This window comes from Hyphomicrobiaceae bacterium, from assembly GCA_041397645.1.
In the GTDB taxonomy this organism is placed as follows: Bacteria; Pseudomonadota; Alphaproteobacteria; order Rhizobiales; family Hyphomicrobiaceae; genus Hyphomicrobium_B.
The window spans coordinates 277162-296496 of the sequence record JAWKWE010000004.1; the positions used below are offsets into that span (position 1 = coordinate 277162).

Genomic DNA, 19335 nt, shown 5'->3' on the forward strand with positions numbered 1-19335 from the left:
TCGATACACTGATGCATGAAGCAACAAGAGGCGGCCCTGTTTGAGAGCCGCCCCCGTTGAAGTCACTCAGACGTCCTGCCTGGCATCAGAAGAAGCCAAGCGCCTTCGGGCTGTAGGACACCAGCATGTTCTTGGTCTGCTGGTAGTGGTCGAGCATCATCTTGTGCGTCTCGCGGCCGATACCCGACTGCTTGTAGCCACCGAACGCAGCGTGCGCCGGATACAGATGGTAGCAGTTGGTCCAAACGCGGCCGGCCTGGATTTCGCGGCCGAAGCGATATGCGCGCGTGCCGTTGCGGGTCCACACACCAGCGCCAAGGCCATATAGCGTGTCGTTGGCGATCTGGAGAGCTTCCTCGGGCGTATCGAACGTGGTGACCGAGACGACCGGTCCGAAGATCTCTTCCTGGAAGATGCGCATCTTGTTGTTGCCTTCCATGATGGTCGGCGTGACGTAGAAGCCGCCAGAAAGCTCTCCACCAAGGTTGGCGCGTGCACCACCGGTAAGAACGCGAGCACCCTCGTTCTTGCCGATATCGATGTAGGACAAGATCTTCTCAAGCTGGTCGTTGGAAGCCTGCGCACCGACCATGGTGGAAGCATCCATCGGATGGCCCTGTTTGATCTTCTGCACGCGGGCAACCGCACGGTCCATGAACTTCTCGTAGATGGACTTCTGGACGAGCGCGCGCGACGGACAGGTGCAAACTTCGCCCTGGTTCAAAGCGAAGAGAGTGAAGCCTTCAAGGGCCTTATCGAAGAATTCATCGTCGGCGTCGGCGACGTCGGCGAAGAAGATGTTGGGGCTCTTGCCGCCGAGCTCGAGCGTGCAGGGAATGATGTTCTCGGAAGCGTACTGCATGATCAGACGACCCGTCGTCGTCTCGCCGGTGAACGCGACCTTTGAGATCCGCTTGTTCTGGGCGAGCGGCTTACCGGCCTCGATGCCGAAACCGTTGACGACGTTGAGCACGCCCGGCGGCAACAGATCGCCGATGATGTCCATCAGCACCATGATGCTCATCGGAGTCTGCTCGGCGGGCTTCAGAACGACGCAGTTACCTGCGGCAAGTGCAGGGGCCAGCTTCCACACCGCCATCAGCAGCGGGAAGTTCCACGGAATGATCTGGCCGACGACGCCTAGCGGCTCATGGAAGTGGTAGGCAACCGTGTCGTGATCGATCTCAGAGATCGCGCCTTCCTGGGCGCGCACGCAGCCGGCGAAATAGCGAAAATGATCAATGCCGAGCGGCACGTCGGCAGCGGTGGTCTCGCGGATGGGCTTGCCGTTGTCGATAGTCTCGACCAAAGCCAAAATGTCGAGGTTCTGCTCCATCCGATCGGCAATCTTGAGCATAATGTTAGAGCGCTCAGCGGCCGAGGTACGTGCCCAGGCTTCTCGGGCTTTGTGAGCAGCGTCGAGAGCAAGCTCGATATCTTCTGCAGTCGACCGCGCGATATCGCAGACTTTCTGGCCGGTAATCGGAGTAATATTATCAAAATACTGGCCGCGGACCGGTGCGACCCACTTGCCGCCGATGAAATTATCATAACGAGATTTAATGATCTTCTTGGCGTTTAACTTGTCCATTGCGACGTGTTGCATGCGTTTCTCTCCTTATATTTGGCCTTTTGGGCGCCCTTTTTGGCGGGTCGAGAATGACGTTATGTTTTTTGAGGCATATCGTTGGGTGTCATACCCCTTCCCGGCGGCTCGGACCAGCGAGCGGAGACTGGTTCTTTAGTCGAAAGGCCTAGAGCCAACGATGGAGCACGACGGACATAAGTCTCGTGAGCGCAACGATTTTTCGGTTCTTGAAGGGGGTGGCGAGGCTTAGACGGCCAACGGCGCGCGGTTTTAGGTCACGCCAACGTGATTAGTTGGACTGCGCGGTCGTGCCTTCCTGCATGGCGAGCACGTGCCCCGCGAGATAAAGCGATCCGCAGATGAGCACGCGCTTTTCTCCCTCATGGAGATTGGAGATTGTTTCGAGAGCTTCCCGAACCCCAGGGCGGTCGATCGCGTTAAGCCCCGCATTGCGCGCAATCTCGGCAAGGCTCTCTTCCGAATGTGGGGCCTCGTGCGCGCCAGGGATGGGGACCGTGTAAATCGCCCGCACCAAGCCACGAAACGGGGCCAGGAACCCCAGCGCATCCTTCTGCCCCATCATGCCGACAACCAGATAGGTCGGCTTGGGCGCCTTCTCTTCGAGACTGGCGAGCGTGTCGGCCAGCATATCTCCTGCTGCCGGGTTGTGTCCGCCATCGAGCCACAGCTCGCATTCCGGTCCCAAGATTTCCGGCAACGGACCGGATTTCAACCGCTGCATACGCGCGGGCCATTCCACGACCCGCAGCCCCGCCTCCAGCGCGGCCTCGTCGACGGCGAGTTCAGGATGCTCAGCCGATAAACTCAAGGCAGCAGCAACAGCCGTACCGGCATTCGCAATTTGATGGCGGCCAACAAGGCCAGGCAGCGGCAGATCCAGCAGCCTGTCTTCACGCTGAACCACCAGCCGTCCGTTCTGCTCATAGGCGTCGTAGTCGCGCCCGGAAACAATCAAACGCGCTCCCAGGACGTTGGCGCGCGCCTCGATCACACGCATGACTTCATCGTCTTGCGCAGCGATAACACCTGTAACACCGGACTTCAGAATACCCGCCTTCTCGCCCGCAATCTTCGCCAGCGTTGGCCCGAGCTTCTCGGCATGGTCCATCGAGATCGGCGTGATGACGGTCAGAGCCGGCTTCTTGATCACGTTGGACGCATCGAGCCGGCCGCCAAGGCCGACCTCAAGCAGCAATACGTCGGCCGGCGTCTCCGCAAATGCAAGAAACGCAGCAGCTGTTGTGATCTCAAACTGAGTGATGTCGTCGCCGTCGTTGACAGCATTCACCCGCATCAGCACGTCTACCAGTTCGTCCTCGCCGATCGGGGCCGACGCTCCACCAGGTCCGGCTAAACGAATACGCTCGTGGAAACGCACAAGGTGGGGGGAGGTATAGACATGGACACGTTTGCCGGCAGCCTCCAGCATTGCCCTCAGGTACGCGCAGACCGAGCCTTTGCCGTTAGTGCCCGCCACATGGACAACCGGTGGCAAACGGTCTTCAGGATGGCCGAGCTTGCCAAGCAACCGCTCGACGCGACCTAGCGACAAGTCAATGAGCTTGGGATGAAACAACTTCATCTGCGCCAACAGCGCGTCGCTGGTCGGCCGTTCGACTTTGGTCACCATCCGGACTTGCCTTCACCGCTTGCCTGATCGTTTAAAACGCGGCGCGCGCCTAGGCGCTCCTCGGCGTATCCTTCGGCGCGCCGAGATGAGAGCCTGGCGTGTCTCCTTCGCGCTTGGTCCTCTCCGTGCGCGGTTCGAAACGCTGGCTCTGCGGCACCGGTTCCGGCTCGATCACGCCGCCCGTCTCGCGCGCGGCCGTCTCGATCAACTTGCTGTCGACAGACGCACCATTAACGTAGTGGTTGCCGTTCATTTTCTTGCCGGATCCTTTTCCGGCGTGAACGCCCGACATGATCAGGCGGCAGATGCGCGCCAGCGTCTCGCGGAGCTTATGGCGATGGACGACCATATCCACCATGCCATGTGCAAGCAGATATTCGGAGCGCTGGAAGCCATCCGGCAACTGCTCGCGGATGGTCTGCTGAATGACCCGCGGACCAGCAAAACAGATCAACGCGCCCGGCTCGGCAATGTGGATATCACCTAACATCGCATAAGAAGCGGTAACACCACCCGTCGTCGGATCGGTCAACACGACGATATAAGGCAGCTTGGCTTCGCGCAGCTTCTCAACCGCAATCGTTGTGCGCGGCATCTGCATTAGCGAGAGGATACCCTCCTGCATACGCGCGCCACCGGAAGCGGCAAAAAGAATAAAGGGTGTCTTGAGCTCCAACGCGCGCAACATGCCCGTAATCACGGCTTCGCCGGCAGCCATGCCCAACGATCCCGCCATAAAGCGGAAGTCTTGCGCGGCGGCGACAACCTGCTGGCCCTCCAAAAGGCCCTCGCCGACGAGAACAGCGTCTTCAAGCTCAGTTTCGGATTTCGCGCTCCTCAGGCGATCGGTATATTTGCGACCGTCGCGGAACTTGAGGGGATCCTGCGGAACGCCCGGAACCGGCACCGAGGCATAATTGCCGCCATCGAAGAGATGTCTAAGGCGCTGATCGGCGCCCATGCGCATATGATAGTCGGAGCCGGGCACAACAAATTCGTTGGCCTCCAAGTCCTTGTAAAAGACCATTTGCCCGCTCTCCGGGCATTTGACCCAGAGGTTGTCCGGCACCTCGCGCTTCGTGGTCGACGACAACAGTCCGCGAATTTTGGGCCGGACTACGTTGTTGATCCAGTTCACTGCGATTGGCTCCTCGTCTACTGGCCGTGCATATCTCACGGCTATCAGGCCCTAGCGCCGCCATCTAAGGCGCGCCACGAGCCCCGCTCGCATGGTTGCAGGCCGATACAATCTTAGCGCCTACCCGTTGCGGCCTCAAAGGTTAGATTGCCGCCTATATGGCCTCTTGGGGCGATGCCTACCAGAGGTTTGTGCCGATCAATAGGGGAAAACCCTTAATACCCTCAAGAGGTCAAAGCGCCCGAAAGCTCCTTGACCATGTCAAGAACGGCTTCGGCCGTCGTCGCTGTCGCGACGCCTTTGGAATCAAGCGTCTTTTCAATGGCTTGCACGAGGGCTGAGCCGACCACGACTCCGTCGGCGCCTTCGGCGATGGCTTTGGCCTGTGGACCGGTCCTCACTCCGAAGCCGACCACCACAGGAAGAGCAGTCTGACCCTTTATTCGTTTCACCTCTTTGTGAACATCGTTCACTACTGGGGCGGCTGCTCCGGTGATGCCGGTGATGGACACATAGTAAAGAAATCCGGAGGTGTTCTGGAGCACGGCGGGCAGACGCTTATCGTCGGTCGTTGGCGTTGCCAAGCGGATGAAGTTCAGTCCACGTTTCATCGCCGGCAGGCACAATTCCTCATCGGCTTCGGGCGGAACATCCACCACGATCAAACCGTCAACGCCGGCAGCCTTTGCATCGTCAAGAAAGCGCTCGCTACCGTAGACGTAGATAGGGTTGTAATACCCCATCAACACCAGCGGCGTTTCGCTGTCCGTCTTGCGAAAACGGCGAACCATCTCCAGCGTCTTGATCATGTTCTGACCGCTTTTCAGCGCGCGCTGCGAGGACATCTGAATGGCGGGTCCATCGGCCATCGGATCTGAAAACGGCATGCCTAGCTCGATGATGTCGGCGCCGGCGCCCGGCAATCCGTGCAGGATTTTCTCGCTGGTTGCGAGATCAGGATCGCCGGCCGAAATGAACGTGACCAGCGCAGTCCGCTTTTGCGATTTGAGCGCCGAAAAGCGCGCATCGATGCGGCTCGTATTATCGTTCTTCATGTTCAGATCTTCATTCCCAGATGCTTGGCGACGGTGAACAGATCCTTGTCGCCGCGTCCGCACAAGTTCATCACCAGCAAGTTGTCCTTGGGCAATTTCGGCGCGAGCTTCATGACATGGGCGATCGCGTGCGAAGGCTCCAGCGCAGGAATGATGCCTTCAAGGCGCGTACAGAACTGAAGCGCTTCGAGCGCCTCCCTGTCTGTGACCGCCGCATACGTGACGCGGCCGGTGTCCTTGAGCCAGGCATGTTCGGGGCCGACGCCCGGATAGTCCAGACCGGCTGAGATCGAATGCCCTTCGAGGATCTGCCCGTCGCTGTCCTGAAGCAAATACGTCCGATTTCCATGAAGCACGCCCGGCGATCCGCCGTTCATGGATGCCGCATGACCGTTTGGCACCTCTAGACCATGACCGGCGGCTTCGACGCCGTAAATCGCGACCTTCTCATCATCGAGAAAGGGATGGAACAATCCGATGGCGTTCGAGCCTCCACCGATGCAGGCAACCAGCGTATCGGGGAGCCGCCCTTCGGCCTCCATGATCTGCTCGCGGACCTCGTTGCCAATAATCGACTGGAAGTCGCGCACCATCGCCGGATAAGGATGGGGACCCGCAGCCGTGCCGATCAAGTAGTAGGTGTTGCGCACGTTGGTCACCCAATCGCGAAGCGCCTCGTTCATCGCGTCCTTCAGGGTGCTCGCCCCGGCGGTGACGGGGTTGAGCTTCGCGCCCAGCAGCTTCATGCGCGCAACGTTCGGAGCCTGACGCTCCACGTCGGTGGCGCCCATATATATCTCGCACGGCATCCCGTACTTTGCGCAAACAGTGGCAACCGCGACGCCATGCTGGCCGGCACCCGTCTCAGCGATGATGCGCGTTTTGCCCATGCGACGCGCAAGCAGGATCTGGCCGAGACAGTTGTTGATTTTGTGCGAGCCGGTGTGATTGAGCTCGTCCCGCTTGAAGTAGATCTTGGCGCCGCCGAGTTGTTCGGTCATGCGCTCGGCAAAATAGAGCGGGCTTGGGCGGCCGGAATAATGCTTGTGAAGATGCTCCATCTCGGCATGAAACGCAGGGTCGGAGTTGGCCTCGTCATAGGCGCGCTCCAGATCAAGGATCAGCGGCATCAAAGTTTCAGCAACGAAGCGGCCGCCGAACATGCCAAAGAAGCCTTTGTCGTCCGGCCCCGTGCGCATACTGTTGAGCTTGGCCTGGGATTTGTTGGTCTGGGTCGCCATCACATAGCCTTCATGAAAATCACAGCGCTGGCGTTGTTCACGCCTGGCCGAAAAGACAAAGTCAGCCGGGCATAGCCGCCTTTGCGGCTTTGAGGAAGCCCCGGATTAGCTCGGGATCCTTGACACCTGGCGCGCTCTCAACACCCGAAGAGACATCGACAGCGGCGGCGTTGGTTGCTGCGATCGCCTTGCCAACATTGACCGCGGTGAGGCCCCCTGAAAGCATGAACTTCATACGATCTTTCACATCGTCGAGTGCGTGCCAATCGAACGAAAGTCCATTGCCGCCGGGCTTCGATGCGCCTTTGGGCGGGTGAGCGTCAAACAAAATGAGATCAGCCGACTCGTTATAGCGAAGCGCGCGGGCGGCATCGACCGCCGAGCCCACGCGAATAGCTTTGATGACCGGCAGATGCAGACGACGTTTGATCTCGCGCACACGAGGTGCGCTTTCATCGCCGTGCAACTGAACCATGTCGGGTTGAACCTTGTCGACGATATCGTCGAGAACCTTATCGTCAGGGTCCACGAACAGCGCGACGATCTTAGCTTGACCGCGGGCGCGGTCTGCCAGCTTCAAGGCGGTCGCAACATCGACGTGGCGGGGGCTGCGCGGAAAGAAGACAAGCCCGATATAATCGGCGCCGCCATCTAGCGCCGTATCGACGGTTTCCGGCGTCTTCAACCCGCAAATTTTTACTTCCGTTGCCATGGCAGGCTCGTCGAACTCCTTTGTAGCCATCCCGACTATAGCCTCGCAGACGGCTCACGGCATAGCAAACCGTTGCTATCAACGCGACTAGACCGAGATCGCACGATGGCGCTTGTTATCGGATGATAGGGGTCAAAATCAATCCGCCAGGTTCACGCGTCAATGCGATCAGTTCGAGGAAGAGCCCACCAGACGTCGGCGTTGCCAGCGCTTGAACGCAATAAGGGACCACACGGCCTCGACCAGCCCGAACGGCCAAGCGCCTTGCAGAAAGCCATAAACTGAGGCCGCCACGCAAGCCATGGCAAAGCCAAGCACGTTCCAATGGCTTTCGTCCTCGAAAGCGTAAAAGGCGAGCATGGCAGATACGGACGCTAAGCCAAAAAGTGTAAGGCCATCGAAGATGGCAAACATCGTCAGCGGCCTGCGACAGCCAGCTGCTTGGCGTGCACGATGCTCGATTCTCGCTCGCGCGACAGCCTTTCTGCCTCAGCTTCAAAGCGCTGTGCGCGCTTGCCTTGCACACGGGCCGTGCGCCGCCAGCGGCTCTGACCAAGCCACGTTGCCATTCCACCCAGAACAACGCCGATGACGAGTGCGCCCATCAGATAGGCATAGAACGGCAACTGAACGGCGAGCGCGGGAGCTTCGGGATTGAAGGGGTCAAGAACCAGGCTGACCGGATGACGATTGGCGATGGCAATCGCCACCAGAAAGATCCCAAGCGGAAACGCGATAAGCAGCGATACGAGACGCCTCAACACGGAGCTACTCCTCGAAAAAACGAATACCCGACAGCTTTACCGGCGCAACATACGCACGCAAGAGTGTTCAGTGCGGCGTCTTGCCGTTCTCTCTATCATTGAGACGGTCGCGCAATTCTTTGCCGGTCTTGAAGAACGGCACGAACTTTTCGGCGACCGACACCGTGGAACCTGTGCGCGGATTTCTTCCCTGCCGCGCGGCGCGATGTTTGACCGTGAATGCGCCGAAGCCGCGAAGCTCAACGCGATCACCCCGCGACAATGCGTCGACGATCTCATCGAAGATCACATTCACGATGCGCTCGACATCGCGGTGATAGAGGTGCGGATTTGCTGCTGCAATCCGCTGTACAAGTTCCGATTTGATCACGGTTCGCTCCCCAGCCTGCCGATCAATTCTTGTTATTTATCAGAAGGGTGCCAAACAGAAACGAGACCGTCAAGGCCAAGCGTAGAAATTGACCGGTCGCGCATCATAATTTGGGTAATCTCGCTGGCACTTTTACCAAAGATCGCTCCGGCCACCCTTGAGGCCATACCGAAGGGCCCGAACGTCGAGGTGGACGAGGGCTTCCAATCGACAACTTTGGCTTTCTTATCAATGTTTTTCACGTCCTGGAGCCACTTTACGGCCTCGTCCTCGCCCCCGATCTCATCAACCAGTTTGACGGCCAGGGCCTCCCGGCCAGAGAAAATCCGCCCTTCGGTCAGGCCGGGAATGTCGGCCCCCTTCACCCCACGGCGGCTTTCAACCAGCCCCAGAAACCACTTGAACCCATCGGCGACCATATTCTCGGCGACCTTCCGGCCCTCGTCGGTCAGGGGCTCGAAGGGCGACGGAGCAGCCTTCAACGGCCCGCTCTTAACCTCGTTCACCTTGACGCCGATCTTATCGAGCAGCTGTGCCAGCTCCGGCCACTGCACGATGACGCCGACCGAGCCCGTGATGGTGTTGCCGCGCGCCACAATATGATCCGAGCTGAGCCCCACGATGTAACCGGCCGAGGCTGCAACCGTCCCGAACTGTGCGACAAGGGGCTTTTTCTCGGCGAGTTTGCGCAGCGATTCATAAAGCGCCTCGCCCCCGGTCGTCGTTCCGCCGGGGCTGTTCACGTAGAGGATCACGCCCTTGACGTGATCGTCCTCTGTGATGTCCTTGAGCATCTTGAGCTGATCGCGGTCCTCGGTGATGGTCCCCTCGATGGCGACGCGGGCGATCTGCGACTGGCCGGTCAGCGACAGCTTATCTCCCTCGAACATCATCAAGCCAAGAGCGAGAGCGACCGCAGCAATTCCAGCCCCGCGCCACACGGTGAGCGAACGGCGCAACCGGCGGCGGTCGAGTACGGTTTCGGTTTCGAGCATGTCGTCCTCATGATCCTGATCTGGCGGAAGCCCAGGTACGTGCCTTGGTCTTCCGGTCGCAACGGGTGGCAGCAGGGGCCGCTAGTTGCTTGATTTGCATTGACGTTAGGCAAGGATTGGGCGACGCGCAACGGGCCCAGCGCTACAAGGATGAAATAAACCAAACGCGCGGAGGTTTCCCTCCGCGCGCCAGGTAAACGAATTGTCAGGCCTCTTGGACCGGACTTACTCGCTGGCTTCTTCGTCGCCTTCCGAGTTGTCACGCTTCTTGATGGCAGCCTTGAAGATGTCGCCCAGCGAAGCACCCGAGTCGGACGACCCGTACTGAGCGACCGCCTGCTTCTCTTCAGCAATCTCAAGAGCCTTGATCGACACCGAGATTCGGCGCGCAGCCTTATCGACGGTGAGGACCGATGCATCGACCTTGTCGCCGACGTTGAAGCGCTCAGGACGCTGCTCGGAACGATCGCGCGACAGGTCAGAGCGCTTGATGAAGGAGGTGAGATCGGTGTCGGCGATCTTCACTTCGATGCCGTTCTCCTGAACACTCGTCACAGAGCAAGTGACAGCATCGCCCTTCTTGAACTTGCCCATGGCGTCGACCGGATCGCCGCCGAGCTGCTTGATACCCAGCGAGATTCTTTCCTTGGCGCCATCGACGTCGAGCACGACGGCCTTGACCGTATCGCCCTTCTTGTAATCCTTGATCGCCTCGTCGCCCGGCTTCGACCAATCTAGATCGGACAGATGCACCATGCCATCGACGCCGTTGTCGAGACCGATGAACAGGCCAAACTCGGTGATGTTGCGGATCGGACCTTCCACGACCGAGCCCTTGGGATGCTGGGCAAGGAAGCCCTCCCAGGGGTTCTCCTGGGTCTGCTTCAGGCCGAGCGAGATGCGGCGCTTCTGAGGATCGACCTCAAGCACCTGAACGTCGACCTGCTGCGAAGTCGAGACGATCTTGCCGGGGTGCGTATTCTTCTTGGTCCAGCTCATCTCGGAAACGTGGATCAGACCTTCAACGCCCGGCTCCAACTCCACGAACGCACCGTAATCGGCGATGTTCGTGACGGTGCCCTTGATCTTCGCGCCGACCGGATACTTCTCGGCGATCGCAGACCACGGATCGGCCTGAAGCTGCTTCATGCCAAGCGAAATGCGCTGCGTCTCGGGGTTGATGCGGATGATCTGCACCTTCACCGTGTCGCCGACGTTCAGGATCTCGGACGGATGGTTCACGCGGCGCCACGCCATATCGGTGACGTGCAGCAGGCCATCGATGCCGCCGAGGTCGATGAAGGCGCCGTAGTCGGTGATGTTCTTGACCAGACCTTCGATGACCTGCCCCTCTTCGAGGCGGGCGACGATGTCGGCGCGCTGCTCTGCACGGGTCTCCTCAAGCACCGAGCGGCGCGAGACGACGATGTTACCGCGACGGCGATCCATCTTCAGGATCTGGAAGGGCTGGGGCTGATGCATCAGCGGCCCGATATCGCGCACGGGGCGAATATCAACCTGGCTGCCGGGAAGGAACGCAACCGCGCCGTCGAGATCGACGGTGAAGCCGCCCTTGACCTTGTTGAAGATAACGCCCGTAACTTTCTCGCCCTTCTCATGCAGGCGCTCAAGGCGGGTCCAGCTTTCTTCGCGGCGAGCCTTGTCGCGCGACAGCACCGCCTCACCGAGCGCATTCTCTACTCGCTCCAGGTAGACCTCGACCGTATCGCCTACCTTCAAGTCGCCAGACTTGCCGCCCATGCCGAATTCCTTCAGCGCGATGCGACCTTCCATTTTCAGGCCGACGTCAATGACGGCCATATCCTTCTCTATGCCGACAACCTTGCCCTTGACGACCGAACCTTCGAAAAGGTCGTCCTTGGCCAAGCTCTCAGCCAGCAGGGCTGCAAACTCGTCATGGCTGGGGTTCATTTCTTTGGACAGTTGATCCGACATTCTTTCTCCAAATAGTTGATGTCCGCGCCGCGACCGGCAGGCGGAGAATTGACAGATAAGGGTTTGCTGTTCGCCCGAGGAAACGGTCAAAGGCCGTGCACGCGCACAGCCGAGATAGACGGAGTTTCACCGGGTTGTATGAGATGTCTCGAATGTTGCCGCGATGGGTGCGCCACCCTGCCGGAAGAAGAATTTAGGCCCTGTTTCAGGACCCGGTCCGGCCGATCTCCTCGTGATCTATCCGGCGGCAACGCCGAATGACGGGCGGTATAGGGGAAAGTAGGCAAAAGGGCAAGACTCGATGGCGACCGGCTGTCCAAGCCAAAGAGGGGCTCTGGGCGTAGGCGAGCGCTCCTTATATAATCCGCGAGTACTATCCCCCTGAGAGGCCTCATGATCGTTCTTTATCGAAACGGCGAACAGCGCGTCATTACCGGCTGGCGGGAATGGCTGATCTGGCTGGCCGCCGGCGTCATTCTCGTCGTTTTAGCCTGTCTGGCGCTCGGCTTTGCCCTGACCCTTTTCACAATTGCGGTGTTCGCGCTTCCGGTTGCCATAGTGCTGGCCTTGATTGCCGGGCTGGTCCAGTCGCGGCGTTAGCCGGTCCCGAGTTCCCCGCGCCGGCGCAGTTCGGCTTCGACTTCAGCCATGCCGTCGGCGAGCGCGATCTTAGGCGCGAAGCCGAGCATGGTTTCAGCCTTCTTGCTTGAGTAGCCGCCCGGCCGGCAGAGGATTGCGATCGCACCCGGCCCCATCTCTGTCTTGGCGCCAATCGCGCGGGCCAAGCCGCCTCCCGCGGTCGCCAGAGCCTTCAAAGCCCGGGCGGGCAATGCGGGCGGCGACCCCTCCCGGCCCAGCCAGCGCCAATGGTAGGAGAAGAACTCCCGCGTCGTGACCCCGCCGTCAGCGAGAATGAAGATCTGGCCCGCGCCCCTCGGGCTTTCTGCTGACAGCATCATGCCGTCGACCAGATCGTTCACATGGATGGGGCTGAAGTGCCCATTGCCTTCGTTAGGCAGCATGAACTGACGCGCGCGCATCATGTTGAGTGGCTCACGGATCCACGCGGACTCGACGCCATAGACATCGGCCGGTCGAATGATCGTCACATTTATCTTGCCGGATGCATGGGCTGCGAGCACGGCATGCTCAGCGGCAATCTTGGAGTCGGTGTAGGTATTGCCGTTTGGCATGAGCGGCCATGTCTCGTCCGCACCGTCATCGCTTTCAAAGCCCATCGCGGCGACCGAGGATACATACTCGAAACGCTTCACACCACGTTTGGCGGCCTCATCGAGGAGTAACTGCGTACCCTTGACGTTGACGGTCCACGCGACCTCGCGCTTTTCCACCAGCGAGACCACGGCGGCTGCGTGGAAGACGATATCGCAACCATCCAAATGATGAGCCCATGGCGACGGATTGCTTACATCGCCAGCAACGACACCGAGTGCCTCGTCAGGACGACGCGCAACACCGACCGCCTCGATGCCGCGGGCTCGATAAGCGTTCAGCAGTTGCTTGCCAACAAGCCCTGTGCCGCCGGTGACAAGCACCTTGCGCGGGACGATTGGAGTGGTCGCGGTCATTCTTGTCTCCATAGGTCAATGCGCCGGAGATCATGTGTGTACCGGCGCGTGCCGCTGCGCAGAGCCTAGAGGACCCTGGCTGCCGACGAAACTCATCTAACGGCCATATCGAACTAGCCATTGACCGGAGGCGACGCGCCAGCAAGGCGTCTTTCAATAATAGCAAGCGCGGCCTTGAAGGCTTCTTCCACATTCAAGTGCGTGGTGTCGAGCTGGATGGCGTCTTTTGCCGGCCAAAGCGGCGCGACCGCGCGGCCGGTGTCGCGCGCGTCACGGCGGATGATGTCCTCCAAGACGTCCTCGAAAACAGCGTTCTCGCCGCGAGCGCCCAGTTCCTTATGGCGGCGGCGTGCGCGCTCATCGGCACTTGCTGTAACGTAGATTTTCACTTGAGCGTCAGGGCAAACGACGGTTCCGATATCGCGTCCATCCAGCACCGCTCCTTTGGGCGACTTGGCGAAACTGCGCTGGTATTCGAGCAACTCGGCGCGCACCTCGGGAATGCGCGCAACCACGGAAGCAGCATCGCCGGCAGCGGCGCCACGCAACGCGGGATCTTCGAATGTCGAAGGTTCAAGTGCTTTCGCGCAAGCCACGGCCGCGGCTGTGTCGGCGAGATCCTGGCCGGCACGCAGCACGTCACGCGCGACTGCGCGATACAGCAATCCAGTATCGAGACAGGGGACTCGGTAGTGCGCGGCAATTCGCTTAGCGAGCGTGCCTTTGCCCGACGCGGCCGGACCGTCGATAGCGATAACGACACCGCGTCGCCCGAGCCGAACCGCCGCTCCGGTGAGACGAGCAAACAATCGGCCGAGTCCAAAGCCGGTGGTTACTCCCGCCACCAGCCCCCCGATAGCCAGAGCATATGCGGTGGCCTGCCACAACACGTGCCACGCAGGCACACGCTCAGCTCCCACGAGGGCATCCGGCCTCAGGTATTGGTAGGCGGCGATAACGACTGCGCATGTCAGAAGAATATCGACGGCCGACAAAACAAGCTTGCGAAACGTGTGCCGAGCCGCGTGCCCGTTGCGCACCGCCCCGCGCCAGCCAAACGGGGCGGCCAGCAACACGAAAATCAGAACAATAGCGGCATAGGCCTTTAGAACATCCGGCGACGTCATACACGCCACCGTTGGATGAGCCAGGCAATCGGAGACCTGCTCGACGTTGATCCACATTCCTTTGTGCCCCCGCACGAGGTTGCGCCTCAGTCGGCGGTCCCGCCATCCATTTTTTCCGCAACGACAGGCTATACGGACTGATAGCGCGCGCCAAGTTGCTCCATAAGTCCGCGAAACTCAGGAAAGCTTGTTGCGATCATTGTCGTGTCGTCAACGGTGACGGGCTTCTCACTCGCAAGGCTCATGGTGAGGAACGCCATGGCGATGCGATGATCGAGGTGCGTCGCGACCGTGCCGCCGCCAGACACCCGGCCAGATCCAGTCACGATCAGCGTGTCGCCGTCGGCAAGTGCTTCAACGCCATTGGCCTTCAAGCCGTTTGCTGTGGCCGCCAGACGGTCGCTTTCCTTGACCTTAAGTTCTGCCAAACCATCCATGCGCGTTTTGCCTTGTGCGAATGCCGCCACGCACGCCAGCACCGGATACTCGTCGATCATAGAGGGTGCGCGCTCTGCAGGCACATGCACGCCCTTGAGCTTGGAGAAGCGCGCGCGAATATCAGCGATCGGCTCGCCGCCTTCCTCACGCTTGTTCAGAAACGCAATGTCTGCACCCATTTCCTTCAGTGTCGTGTAGAGACCGGTGCGCGTCTCGTTGACCAGAACGCCTTCGACGGTGACGTCCGAGCCCTCCGTCAACAAACCGGCACACACGAGGAAGGCCGCCGAAGACGGATCACCCGGAACCGTCACATCGCGACCCTGCATCTCAGCCGGCCCCTTGATCGTAATGCGCGTCAACCCGTCCTTTTCGACGCTGCGAACATCGGCGCCGAAATAGCGAAGCATCCGCTCGGTGTGATCGCGAGTCGCTTCTTTCTCAACGACCGTCGTCTCGCCATGCGCCATAAGTCCTGCGATAAGGATCGCACTTTTCACCTGCGCAGAGGGCACAGGGAGAACGTACTCGATGGGGACAAGATCACCGCGACCGCGCAGCGTAAGCGGCAATGTCTCCTTGCCGTCCTCGACGATCTGCAGCCCCATCTCTTTCAGCGGCCCCAGCACCCGGCGCATAGGACGCTTGGAAAGCGAAGCGTCCCCCGTCATGGTCACGCTGATGGGATGGCCAGCGACGACGCCCATCATCAACCGCGTGCCGGTACCCGAATTGCCGAAGTCGAGCGGACCGTCAGGCTGGCTTAGCCCGCCTACGCCGCGGCCCTTAACCTCCCACACGTCGGCAATCTTGGCAGCGGGCGCACCCAGCGCCGAGACCGCCTTGGCGGTATTGATTACGTCCTCGGCCTCCAACAGCCCCCGGATCCGCGTCACTCCGGTCGATAACGCCCCAAAAATAAGGGCCCGGTGCGATATGGACTTGTCGCCCGGGACCCTCACCCGGCCTTGCAGGGCTGAGGCGCGAGCGGCGGCGAGCGGCTTAGGAGCTGAAGTGTGCGACACGAGCGGATTTTCCGTGAGGTTGCTGGGCGTTCGGGCCGAAATAGCCCCGCTTCGCGGCTAGAGCAATCGCTAACGCGTAGTCAGCGCTATTGCCCGCAAAATGCCGCCCGGAGAACCGCGGCCACCCGGCAACCTCCCGGCCGCCTTGTCGCAGTCCCCGAGCACGCCGGAGATTTGGTTTTGACAGAGGCCGAAGCCTATGGCAGACCGACCGCCTCATTCCAATCCATTGAGGCTTTTTTCTCTCATGGCGACCAAGCAAGCGCGCGGGATCAAGCGCACCTGTCAGAGCTGCGACGAGCGCTTTTACGACCTAGCCCGCGATCCAATCATCTGCCCGCATTGCGGCGCGAGCTACATCATCGCGTCATCTCCGGCGGCCCTTGCGGCGCTCCAGGCCGAGGAAAAGGCTGCCAAGAAGGCGCCTAAGAAGACCGTTTACGCCGACGATGCCGACTCTGGCACCGAACTGCCCGCCGTTGAAGGCGAGGAGGCGTTGGAAGACGTCGAGACCGATGACGAGGTCGGCGGCGACGACGACGAGACCTTCCTTGAGGAAGAGGAAGAAGAAGGCGGCGACGTTTCAGGCATCATTGGCGATGTCGCCGAGGGCGAAGAGGAGACTTGATAACTTTCAAGATCGTCCTTGCAGTTTTGGCCTGAACGACTTATCAGGCCGGTTCGACCGGGTGCTTAGGGCTCCCGGTTCATCCCAAAGATGGTTCGGGGCCGTAGCTCAGCTGGGAGAGCGCGTGAATGGCATTCACGAGGTCAGGGGTTCGATCCCCCTCGGCTCCACCAATTTCTCCGACGCATTGAAATAGCCGCATACCGCTGCGTTGAGCGTTGGTGATGCATTGCGCTTATCGGTTCCCAGAAATCGATTGCCGATCGGAGCTTTCGATCTCAGAATTCCAGCGATATCCGCGGACGGAGGGAGCACATGGCGCAACGGGAAGGGCCCATTCTGATCACGGGTGCCGGACGGGGCATCGGGGCGGCTATCGCGCGCGCGCTGGCTGCACGGGGCTGCGCAGTTGCGATCAACTATCGCGAGAACGAATCCGCCGGCCGAACCATCGTAGAGGAGATCAACGCGAACGGCGGGAATGCGAGGGCCTACAAGGCTGATGTTGCGTGCGAACGTGAGGTCGTCGCGCTATTCGAAAAGATCCATACGGATTTTGGAGTCATCTCCGGTCTCGTCAACAATGCAGGCATCTCCGGCGGCTTCAGCCGCGTCGAGCACGTGACCAGCGACATACTGCAACAGGTTTTTGCGGTGAATGTCATCGGCGCCTTTTTGTGCGCGCGCGAGGCGGTAAAACGCATGTCCAACAGTCACGGCGGCCAAGGTGGCGTGATCATAAACATTTCGAGCCGCGCGGCGGCGCTCGGGGGATCGGGCGAGTGGGTTCATTACGCGGCAAGCAAGGGCGCGCTCGACACGCTCACCATAGGCCTTGCAAAGGAAGTTGCCGCCGAGGGTATCCGGGTCAATGCGGTTGCCGCAGGCTTTGTCGATACCGAGATGCACTCGGCAGCGGGCAAGCCAAACCGAGCGCGGGAGTTAGGGGCCAATGTTCCACTGGGACGCCCCGCTCATCCTGATGAAATAGCACAAGCGGTCTGCTGGCTCATGTCTCCTACGGCAAGCTATGTCACGGGAAGCATTCTATCCGTGTCAGGCGGGCGATAGCCAAACGGCGCCAACGAACGGCGCCGCGCATCCCCTGCCCGTCACGCCCGCTCGTACCAATCCTTGCTTTCGTTGACGATCTTTACGACCGACAGCATCACGGGCACCTCGATCAACACACCCACGACCGTTGCGAGCGCGGCTCCCGAATTGAAGCCAAACAGGCTGATAGCAGCGGCCACGGCTAGCTCGAAAAAATTGCTCGCGCCGATGAGGGCGGAGGGTCCCGCGACGCAATGAGCTTCGCCCGTGGCCCGGTTCAGCAGGTAGGCAATCCCCGCATTGAAGTAGACCTGAATGAGGATCGGAACCGCAAGCATCGCAATGATGAGCGGTTGCGCGAGGATCTGCTCGCCCTGAAATCCAAAAAGCAGAACCAAGGTGGCAAGCAACGCCACGAGCGAAACAGGCTGCAATTTCGACAACAATTTCGACAACGCGGTTTTGCCACTACGTGCCAACACAAGCCTTCGAACGATCTGGGCGATGATCACGGGAATCACGATGTAAAGCGCAACCGACAGCAACAGCGTTTCCCACGGCACCGTGATGGCTGACAGGCCCAGCAACAGCCCGACGATGGGCGCAAACGCGAAGACCATGATAACGTCGTTGAGCGCAACCTGGCTCAAAGTGAAGTGGGGCTCACCCTTTGAGAGATTGCTCCACACGAAAACCATGGCGGTACACGGTGCAGCGGCGAGCAGGATCAAGCCCGCGATGTAGCTGTCAATCTGATCGGCCGGTAGATACGGCCTGAAAACGCCACCGATGAAAAACCAACCCAGCGCCGCCATCGAGAATGGCTTTACAGCCCAGTTGATGAAGAGCGTCACGCCGATGCCGCGCCAATGCTCTTTGACTTGGGAGAGTGCCGCGAAATCGATCTTGATCAACATGGGGATGATCATCAGCCAGATCAGAACCGCGACGGGCAGATTGACCTTGGCGATTTCAGCAGCGCCGATTGTATGAAAGACCGCAGGGAACATATGGCCCAGCGCAATGCCCAACACGATGCAGGCCGCAACCCAGACCGTAAGATACCGCTCGAATGTGGACATGCGTTTACACCGTCTGCGAAGACGGGGTCAGATCGCGCGCACCAATGTCATCCAATCGTTTTTTGAGGGACATCTTGTCCAGCGAGGCAAATGGAAGATTGACGAACACAGATATGCGTTGGCTCAACATTCTGTAGGTATTTGCGAACGCCAGGGTCTTCTCGGCATCGCTGCCCTCTACTGCAGCAGGATCAGGAACGCCCCAATGCGCCGTCATGGGCTGTCCCGGCCAATACGGGCACGTCTCGTTTGCCGCGTTGTCACAGACCGTGAAAACGAAGTCGAGCTGTGGAGCTGAAGGCCCGGCAAACTCGTCCCAGCACTTGGAGCGAAGATCGCTGACGTCGTGGTTGAGCCGTCGTAGCAGATCAAGCGTCAAAGGGTGGACGCTCCCCTTTGGCTGAGAGCCTGCGCTGTAGCCGACGAACTTGCCCTTACCTTCACGGTTCATGATCGCCTCGGCGATAATGCTGCGCGCCGAATTTCCGGTGCAAAGAAACAAAACATTGAAGGCACGCTTGTCGGTCATTTGCACTTTTCCTTCGGTTTGCAGATAGAGCGCGCGCCCGCGATGGTGGCGCCGCAAAGTTCAGGCTGCCCTTGGCAGCAATCTTCCGACAGATAGGTCAGAAGCCCGCGCATCGCCGCAATGTGAACGGCGTAGCGAATGAAACGGCCTTGCCGCGTAGAAATCAACAAGCCGGATCGGTCCAGCTCCTTCAGATGAAAAGACGCGCTCGTCGGACTAATGCCGATGCGATCCGCAATCTCCGACGACGGCAGGCCCGACGGCCCCACTCGGACGAGAAGGCGAAAAATCTTGATCCGATGCTCTTGCGCAAGCGCCGTCAGCATCTCAATGGCAGCATGGTCTTTCATAAATTTAACACTACAACAATTATTGTATTATGCAAGCGCCATGT

Annotated in this window: 20 protein-coding genes and 1 tRNA gene; 4 read left to right on the forward strand and 17 right to left on the reverse strand. The window is 59.8% G+C overall.

Annotated features, from left to right (window positions below):
* Positions 1 to 85 precede the first annotated feature (85 nt).
* The 11 genes from adh to rpsA all read right to left on the reverse strand — a co-directional run bounded on the left by adh (position 86) and on the right by rpsA (position 11470).
* A complete protein-coding gene (adh, locus tag R3D51_01350; protein MEZ5898116.1) occupies positions 86 to 1606 on the reverse strand; it encodes an aldehyde dehydrogenase in 1521 nt (506 codons plus the stop codon).
* Positions 1607 to 1877: 271 nt separating this feature from the next.
* Positions 1878 to 3239 (reverse strand): folylpolyglutamate synthase/dihydrofolate synthase family protein, encoded by a 1362-nt coding sequence (locus tag R3D51_01355; protein ID MEZ5898117.1) that lies wholly within the window; start codon positions 3237 to 3239, stop codon positions 1878 to 1880.
* Between the two features lie 49 nt (positions 3240 to 3288).
* On the reverse strand, positions 3289 to 4377 hold the full coding sequence (accD, locus tag R3D51_01360; protein MEZ5898118.1) for an acetyl-CoA carboxylase, carboxyltransferase subunit beta: 1089 nt from the start codon (positions 4375 to 4377) through the stop codon (positions 3289 to 3291).
* Between the two features lie 224 nt (positions 4378 to 4601).
* The gene (gene trpA, locus R3D51_01365) at positions 4602 to 5432 is read right to left on the reverse strand and encodes a tryptophan synthase subunit alpha (GenBank protein MEZ5898119.1); all 831 of its coding nucleotides are present in this window, start codon (positions 5430 to 5432) and stop codon (positions 4602 to 4604) included.
* Between the two features lie 2 nt (positions 5433 to 5434).
* On the reverse strand, positions 5435 to 6673 hold the full coding sequence (trpB, locus tag R3D51_01370; protein ID MEZ5898120.1) for a tryptophan synthase subunit beta: 1239 nt from the start codon (positions 6671 to 6673) through the stop codon (positions 5435 to 5437).
* 61 nt (positions 6674 to 6734) lie between these two features.
* Positions 6735 to 7415 carry a phosphoribosylanthranilate isomerase gene (locus R3D51_01375; protein MEZ5898121.1) on the reverse strand — a complete coding sequence of 227 codons (681 nt, stop codon included), beginning with the start codon at positions 7413 to 7415 and terminating at the stop codon, positions 6735 to 6737.
* A 138-nt stretch (positions 7416 to 7553) separates the two neighbouring features.
* On the reverse strand, positions 7554 to 7799 hold the full coding sequence (locus R3D51_01380; GenBank protein MEZ5898122.1) for a hypothetical protein: 246 nt from the start codon (positions 7797 to 7799) through the stop codon (positions 7554 to 7556).
* A gap of 2 nt (positions 7800 to 7801) precedes the next feature.
* Positions 7802 to 8149 (reverse strand): LapA family protein, encoded by a 348-nt coding sequence (locus tag R3D51_01385; GenBank protein ID MEZ5898123.1) that lies wholly within the window; start codon positions 8147 to 8149, stop codon positions 7802 to 7804.
* 67 nt (positions 8150 to 8216) lie between these two features.
* Positions 8217 to 8519: an integration host factor subunit beta gene (gene ihfB, locus R3D51_01390; protein MEZ5898124.1), complete on the reverse strand. Its 303-nt coding sequence runs from the start codon at positions 8517 to 8519 to the stop codon at positions 8217 to 8219.
* 32 nt (positions 8520 to 8551) lie between these two features.
* The gene (gene sppA, locus R3D51_01395; protein ID MEZ5898125.1) at positions 8552 to 9514 is read right to left on the reverse strand and encodes a signal peptide peptidase SppA; all 963 of its coding nucleotides are present in this window, start codon (positions 9512 to 9514) and stop codon (positions 8552 to 8554) included.
* Between the two features lie 225 nt (positions 9515 to 9739).
* The gene (rpsA, locus tag R3D51_01400) at positions 9740 to 11470 is read right to left on the reverse strand and encodes a 30S ribosomal protein S1 (protein ID MEZ5898126.1); all 1731 of its coding nucleotides are present in this window, start codon (positions 11468 to 11470) and stop codon (positions 9740 to 9742) included.
* Between the two features lie 393 nt (positions 11471 to 11863).
* Here rpsA and R3D51_01405 point away from each other — a divergent pair, with 393 nt between their 5' ends.
* Complete coding sequence (locus tag R3D51_01405) at positions 11864 to 12070, forward strand: hypothetical protein (GenBank protein ID MEZ5898127.1); 207 nt, start codon at positions 11864 to 11866, stop codon at positions 12068 to 12070.
* Here the strand turns inward: R3D51_01405 and R3D51_01410 are convergent.
* From R3D51_01410 to aroA, 3 genes are all read right to left on the reverse strand, one after another.
* Positions 12067 to 13059: an NAD-dependent epimerase/dehydratase family protein gene (locus R3D51_01410; protein ID MEZ5898128.1), complete on the reverse strand. Its 993-nt coding sequence runs from the start codon at positions 13057 to 13059 to the stop codon at positions 12067 to 12069. The genes R3D51_01405 and R3D51_01410 overlap by 4 nt on opposite strands.
* A 113-nt stretch (positions 13060 to 13172) precedes the next feature.
* Positions 13173 to 13868, reverse strand: coding sequence for a (d)CMP kinase (gene cmk / locus R3D51_01415; GenBank protein ID MEZ5898129.1), 696 nt, complete (start codon positions 13866 to 13868; stop codon positions 13173 to 13175).
* A 446-nt stretch (positions 13869 to 14314) separates the two neighbouring features.
* Positions 14315 to 15649, reverse strand: coding sequence for a 3-phosphoshikimate 1-carboxyvinyltransferase (aroA, locus tag R3D51_01420; GenBank protein ID MEZ5898130.1), 1335 nt, complete (start codon positions 15647 to 15649; stop codon positions 14315 to 14317).
* A 247-nt stretch (positions 15650 to 15896) separates the two neighbouring features.
* Here aroA and R3D51_01425 point away from each other — a divergent pair, with 247 nt between their 5' ends.
* The 3 genes from R3D51_01425 to R3D51_01435 all read left to right on the forward strand — a co-directional run bounded on the left by R3D51_01425 (position 15897) and on the right by R3D51_01435 (position 17348).
* Positions 15897 to 16277 (forward strand): TIGR02300 family protein, encoded by a 381-nt coding sequence (locus tag R3D51_01425; GenBank protein ID MEZ5898131.1) that lies wholly within the window; start codon positions 15897 to 15899, stop codon positions 16275 to 16277.
* 97 nt (positions 16278 to 16374) lie between these two features.
* Positions 16375 to 16450: transfer RNA gene (locus tag R3D51_01430), tRNA-Ala, on the forward strand.
* A 142-nt stretch (positions 16451 to 16592) separates the two neighbouring features.
* Positions 16593 to 17348 (forward strand): SDR family oxidoreductase, encoded by a 756-nt coding sequence (locus R3D51_01435; protein MEZ5898132.1) that lies wholly within the window; start codon positions 16593 to 16595, stop codon positions 17346 to 17348.
* Positions 17349 to 17389: 41 nt separating this feature from the next.
* Here the strand turns inward: R3D51_01435 and arsB are convergent, their stop codons facing one another.
* The 3 genes from arsB to R3D51_01450 are packed head-to-tail and all read right to left on the reverse strand — an operon-like array spanning position 17390 to position 19291.
* A complete protein-coding gene (gene arsB / locus R3D51_01440) occupies positions 17390 to 18412 on the reverse strand; it encodes an ACR3 family arsenite efflux transporter (GenBank protein ID MEZ5898133.1) in 1023 nt (340 codons plus the stop codon).
* 4 nt (positions 18413 to 18416) lie between these two features.
* A complete protein-coding gene (locus tag R3D51_01445) occupies positions 18417 to 18941 on the reverse strand; it encodes an arsenate reductase ArsC (GenBank protein MEZ5898134.1) in 525 nt (174 codons plus the stop codon).
* Complete coding sequence (locus R3D51_01450) at positions 18938 to 19291, reverse strand: metalloregulator ArsR/SmtB family transcription factor (GenBank protein MEZ5898135.1); 354 nt, start codon at positions 19289 to 19291, stop codon at positions 18938 to 18940. Before R3D51_01450 ends, R3D51_01445 begins: the two co-directional genes overlap by 4 nt.
* Positions 19292 to 19335: the final 44 nt, after the last annotated feature.

What these genes read in the sequence shown, in the direction of transcription:
- adh (MEZ5898116.1), bottom strand. Translation starts at nt 1,606, where the DNA reads ATGCAACACGTCGCAATGGACAAGTTAAACGCCAAGAAGATCATTAAA.
- rpsA (MEZ5898126.1), bottom strand. Translation starts at nt 11,470, where the DNA reads ATGTCGGATCAACTGTCCAAAGAAATGAACCCCAGCCATGACGAGTTT.
- arsB (MEZ5898133.1), bottom strand. Translation starts at nt 18,412, where the DNA reads ATGTCCACATTCGAGCGGTATCTTACGGTCTGGGTTGCGGCCTGCATC.
- R3D51_01380 (MEZ5898122.1), bottom strand. Translation starts at nt 7,799, where the DNA reads ATGTTTGCCATCTTCGATGGCCTTACACTTTTTGGCTTAGCGTCCGTA.
- R3D51_01410 (MEZ5898128.1), bottom strand. Translation starts at nt 13,059, where the DNA reads ATGACCGCGACCACTCCAATCGTCCCGCGCAAGGTGCTTGTCACCGGC.
- R3D51_01405 (MEZ5898127.1), top strand. Translation starts at nt 11,864, where the DNA reads ATGATCGTTCTTTATCGAAACGGCGAACAGCGCGTCATTACCGGCTGG.
- R3D51_01375 (MEZ5898121.1), bottom strand. Translation starts at nt 7,415, where the DNA reads ATGGCTACAAAGGAGTTCGACGAGCCTGCCATGGCAACGGAAGTAAAA.
- trpB (MEZ5898120.1), bottom strand. Translation starts at nt 6,673, where the DNA reads ATGGCGACCCAGACCAACAAATCCCAGGCCAAGCTCAACAGTATGCGC.
- trpA (MEZ5898119.1), bottom strand. Translation starts at nt 5,432, where the DNA reads ATGAAGAACGATAATACGAGCCGCATCGATGCGCGCTTTTCGGCGCTC.
- sppA (MEZ5898125.1), bottom strand. Translation starts at nt 9,514, where the DNA reads ATGCTCGAAACCGAAACCGTACTCGACCGCCGCCGGTTGCGCCGTTCG.
- R3D51_01445 (MEZ5898134.1), bottom strand. Translation starts at nt 18,941, where the DNA reads ATGACCGACAAGCGTGCCTTCAATGTTTTGTTTCTTTGCACCGGAAAT.
- R3D51_01450 (MEZ5898135.1), bottom strand. Translation starts at nt 19,291, where the DNA reads ATGAAAGACCATGCTGCCATTGAGATGCTGACGGCGCTTGCGCAAGAG.
- R3D51_01355 (MEZ5898117.1), bottom strand. Translation starts at nt 3,239, where the DNA reads ATGGTGACCAAAGTCGAACGGCCGACCAGCGACGCGCTGTTGGCGCAG.
- R3D51_01425 (MEZ5898131.1), top strand. Translation starts at nt 15,897, where the DNA reads ATGGCGACCAAGCAAGCGCGCGGGATCAAGCGCACCTGTCAGAGCTGC.
- R3D51_01435 (MEZ5898132.1), top strand. Translation starts at nt 16,593, where the DNA reads ATGGCGCAACGGGAAGGGCCCATTCTGATCACGGGTGCCGGACGGGGC.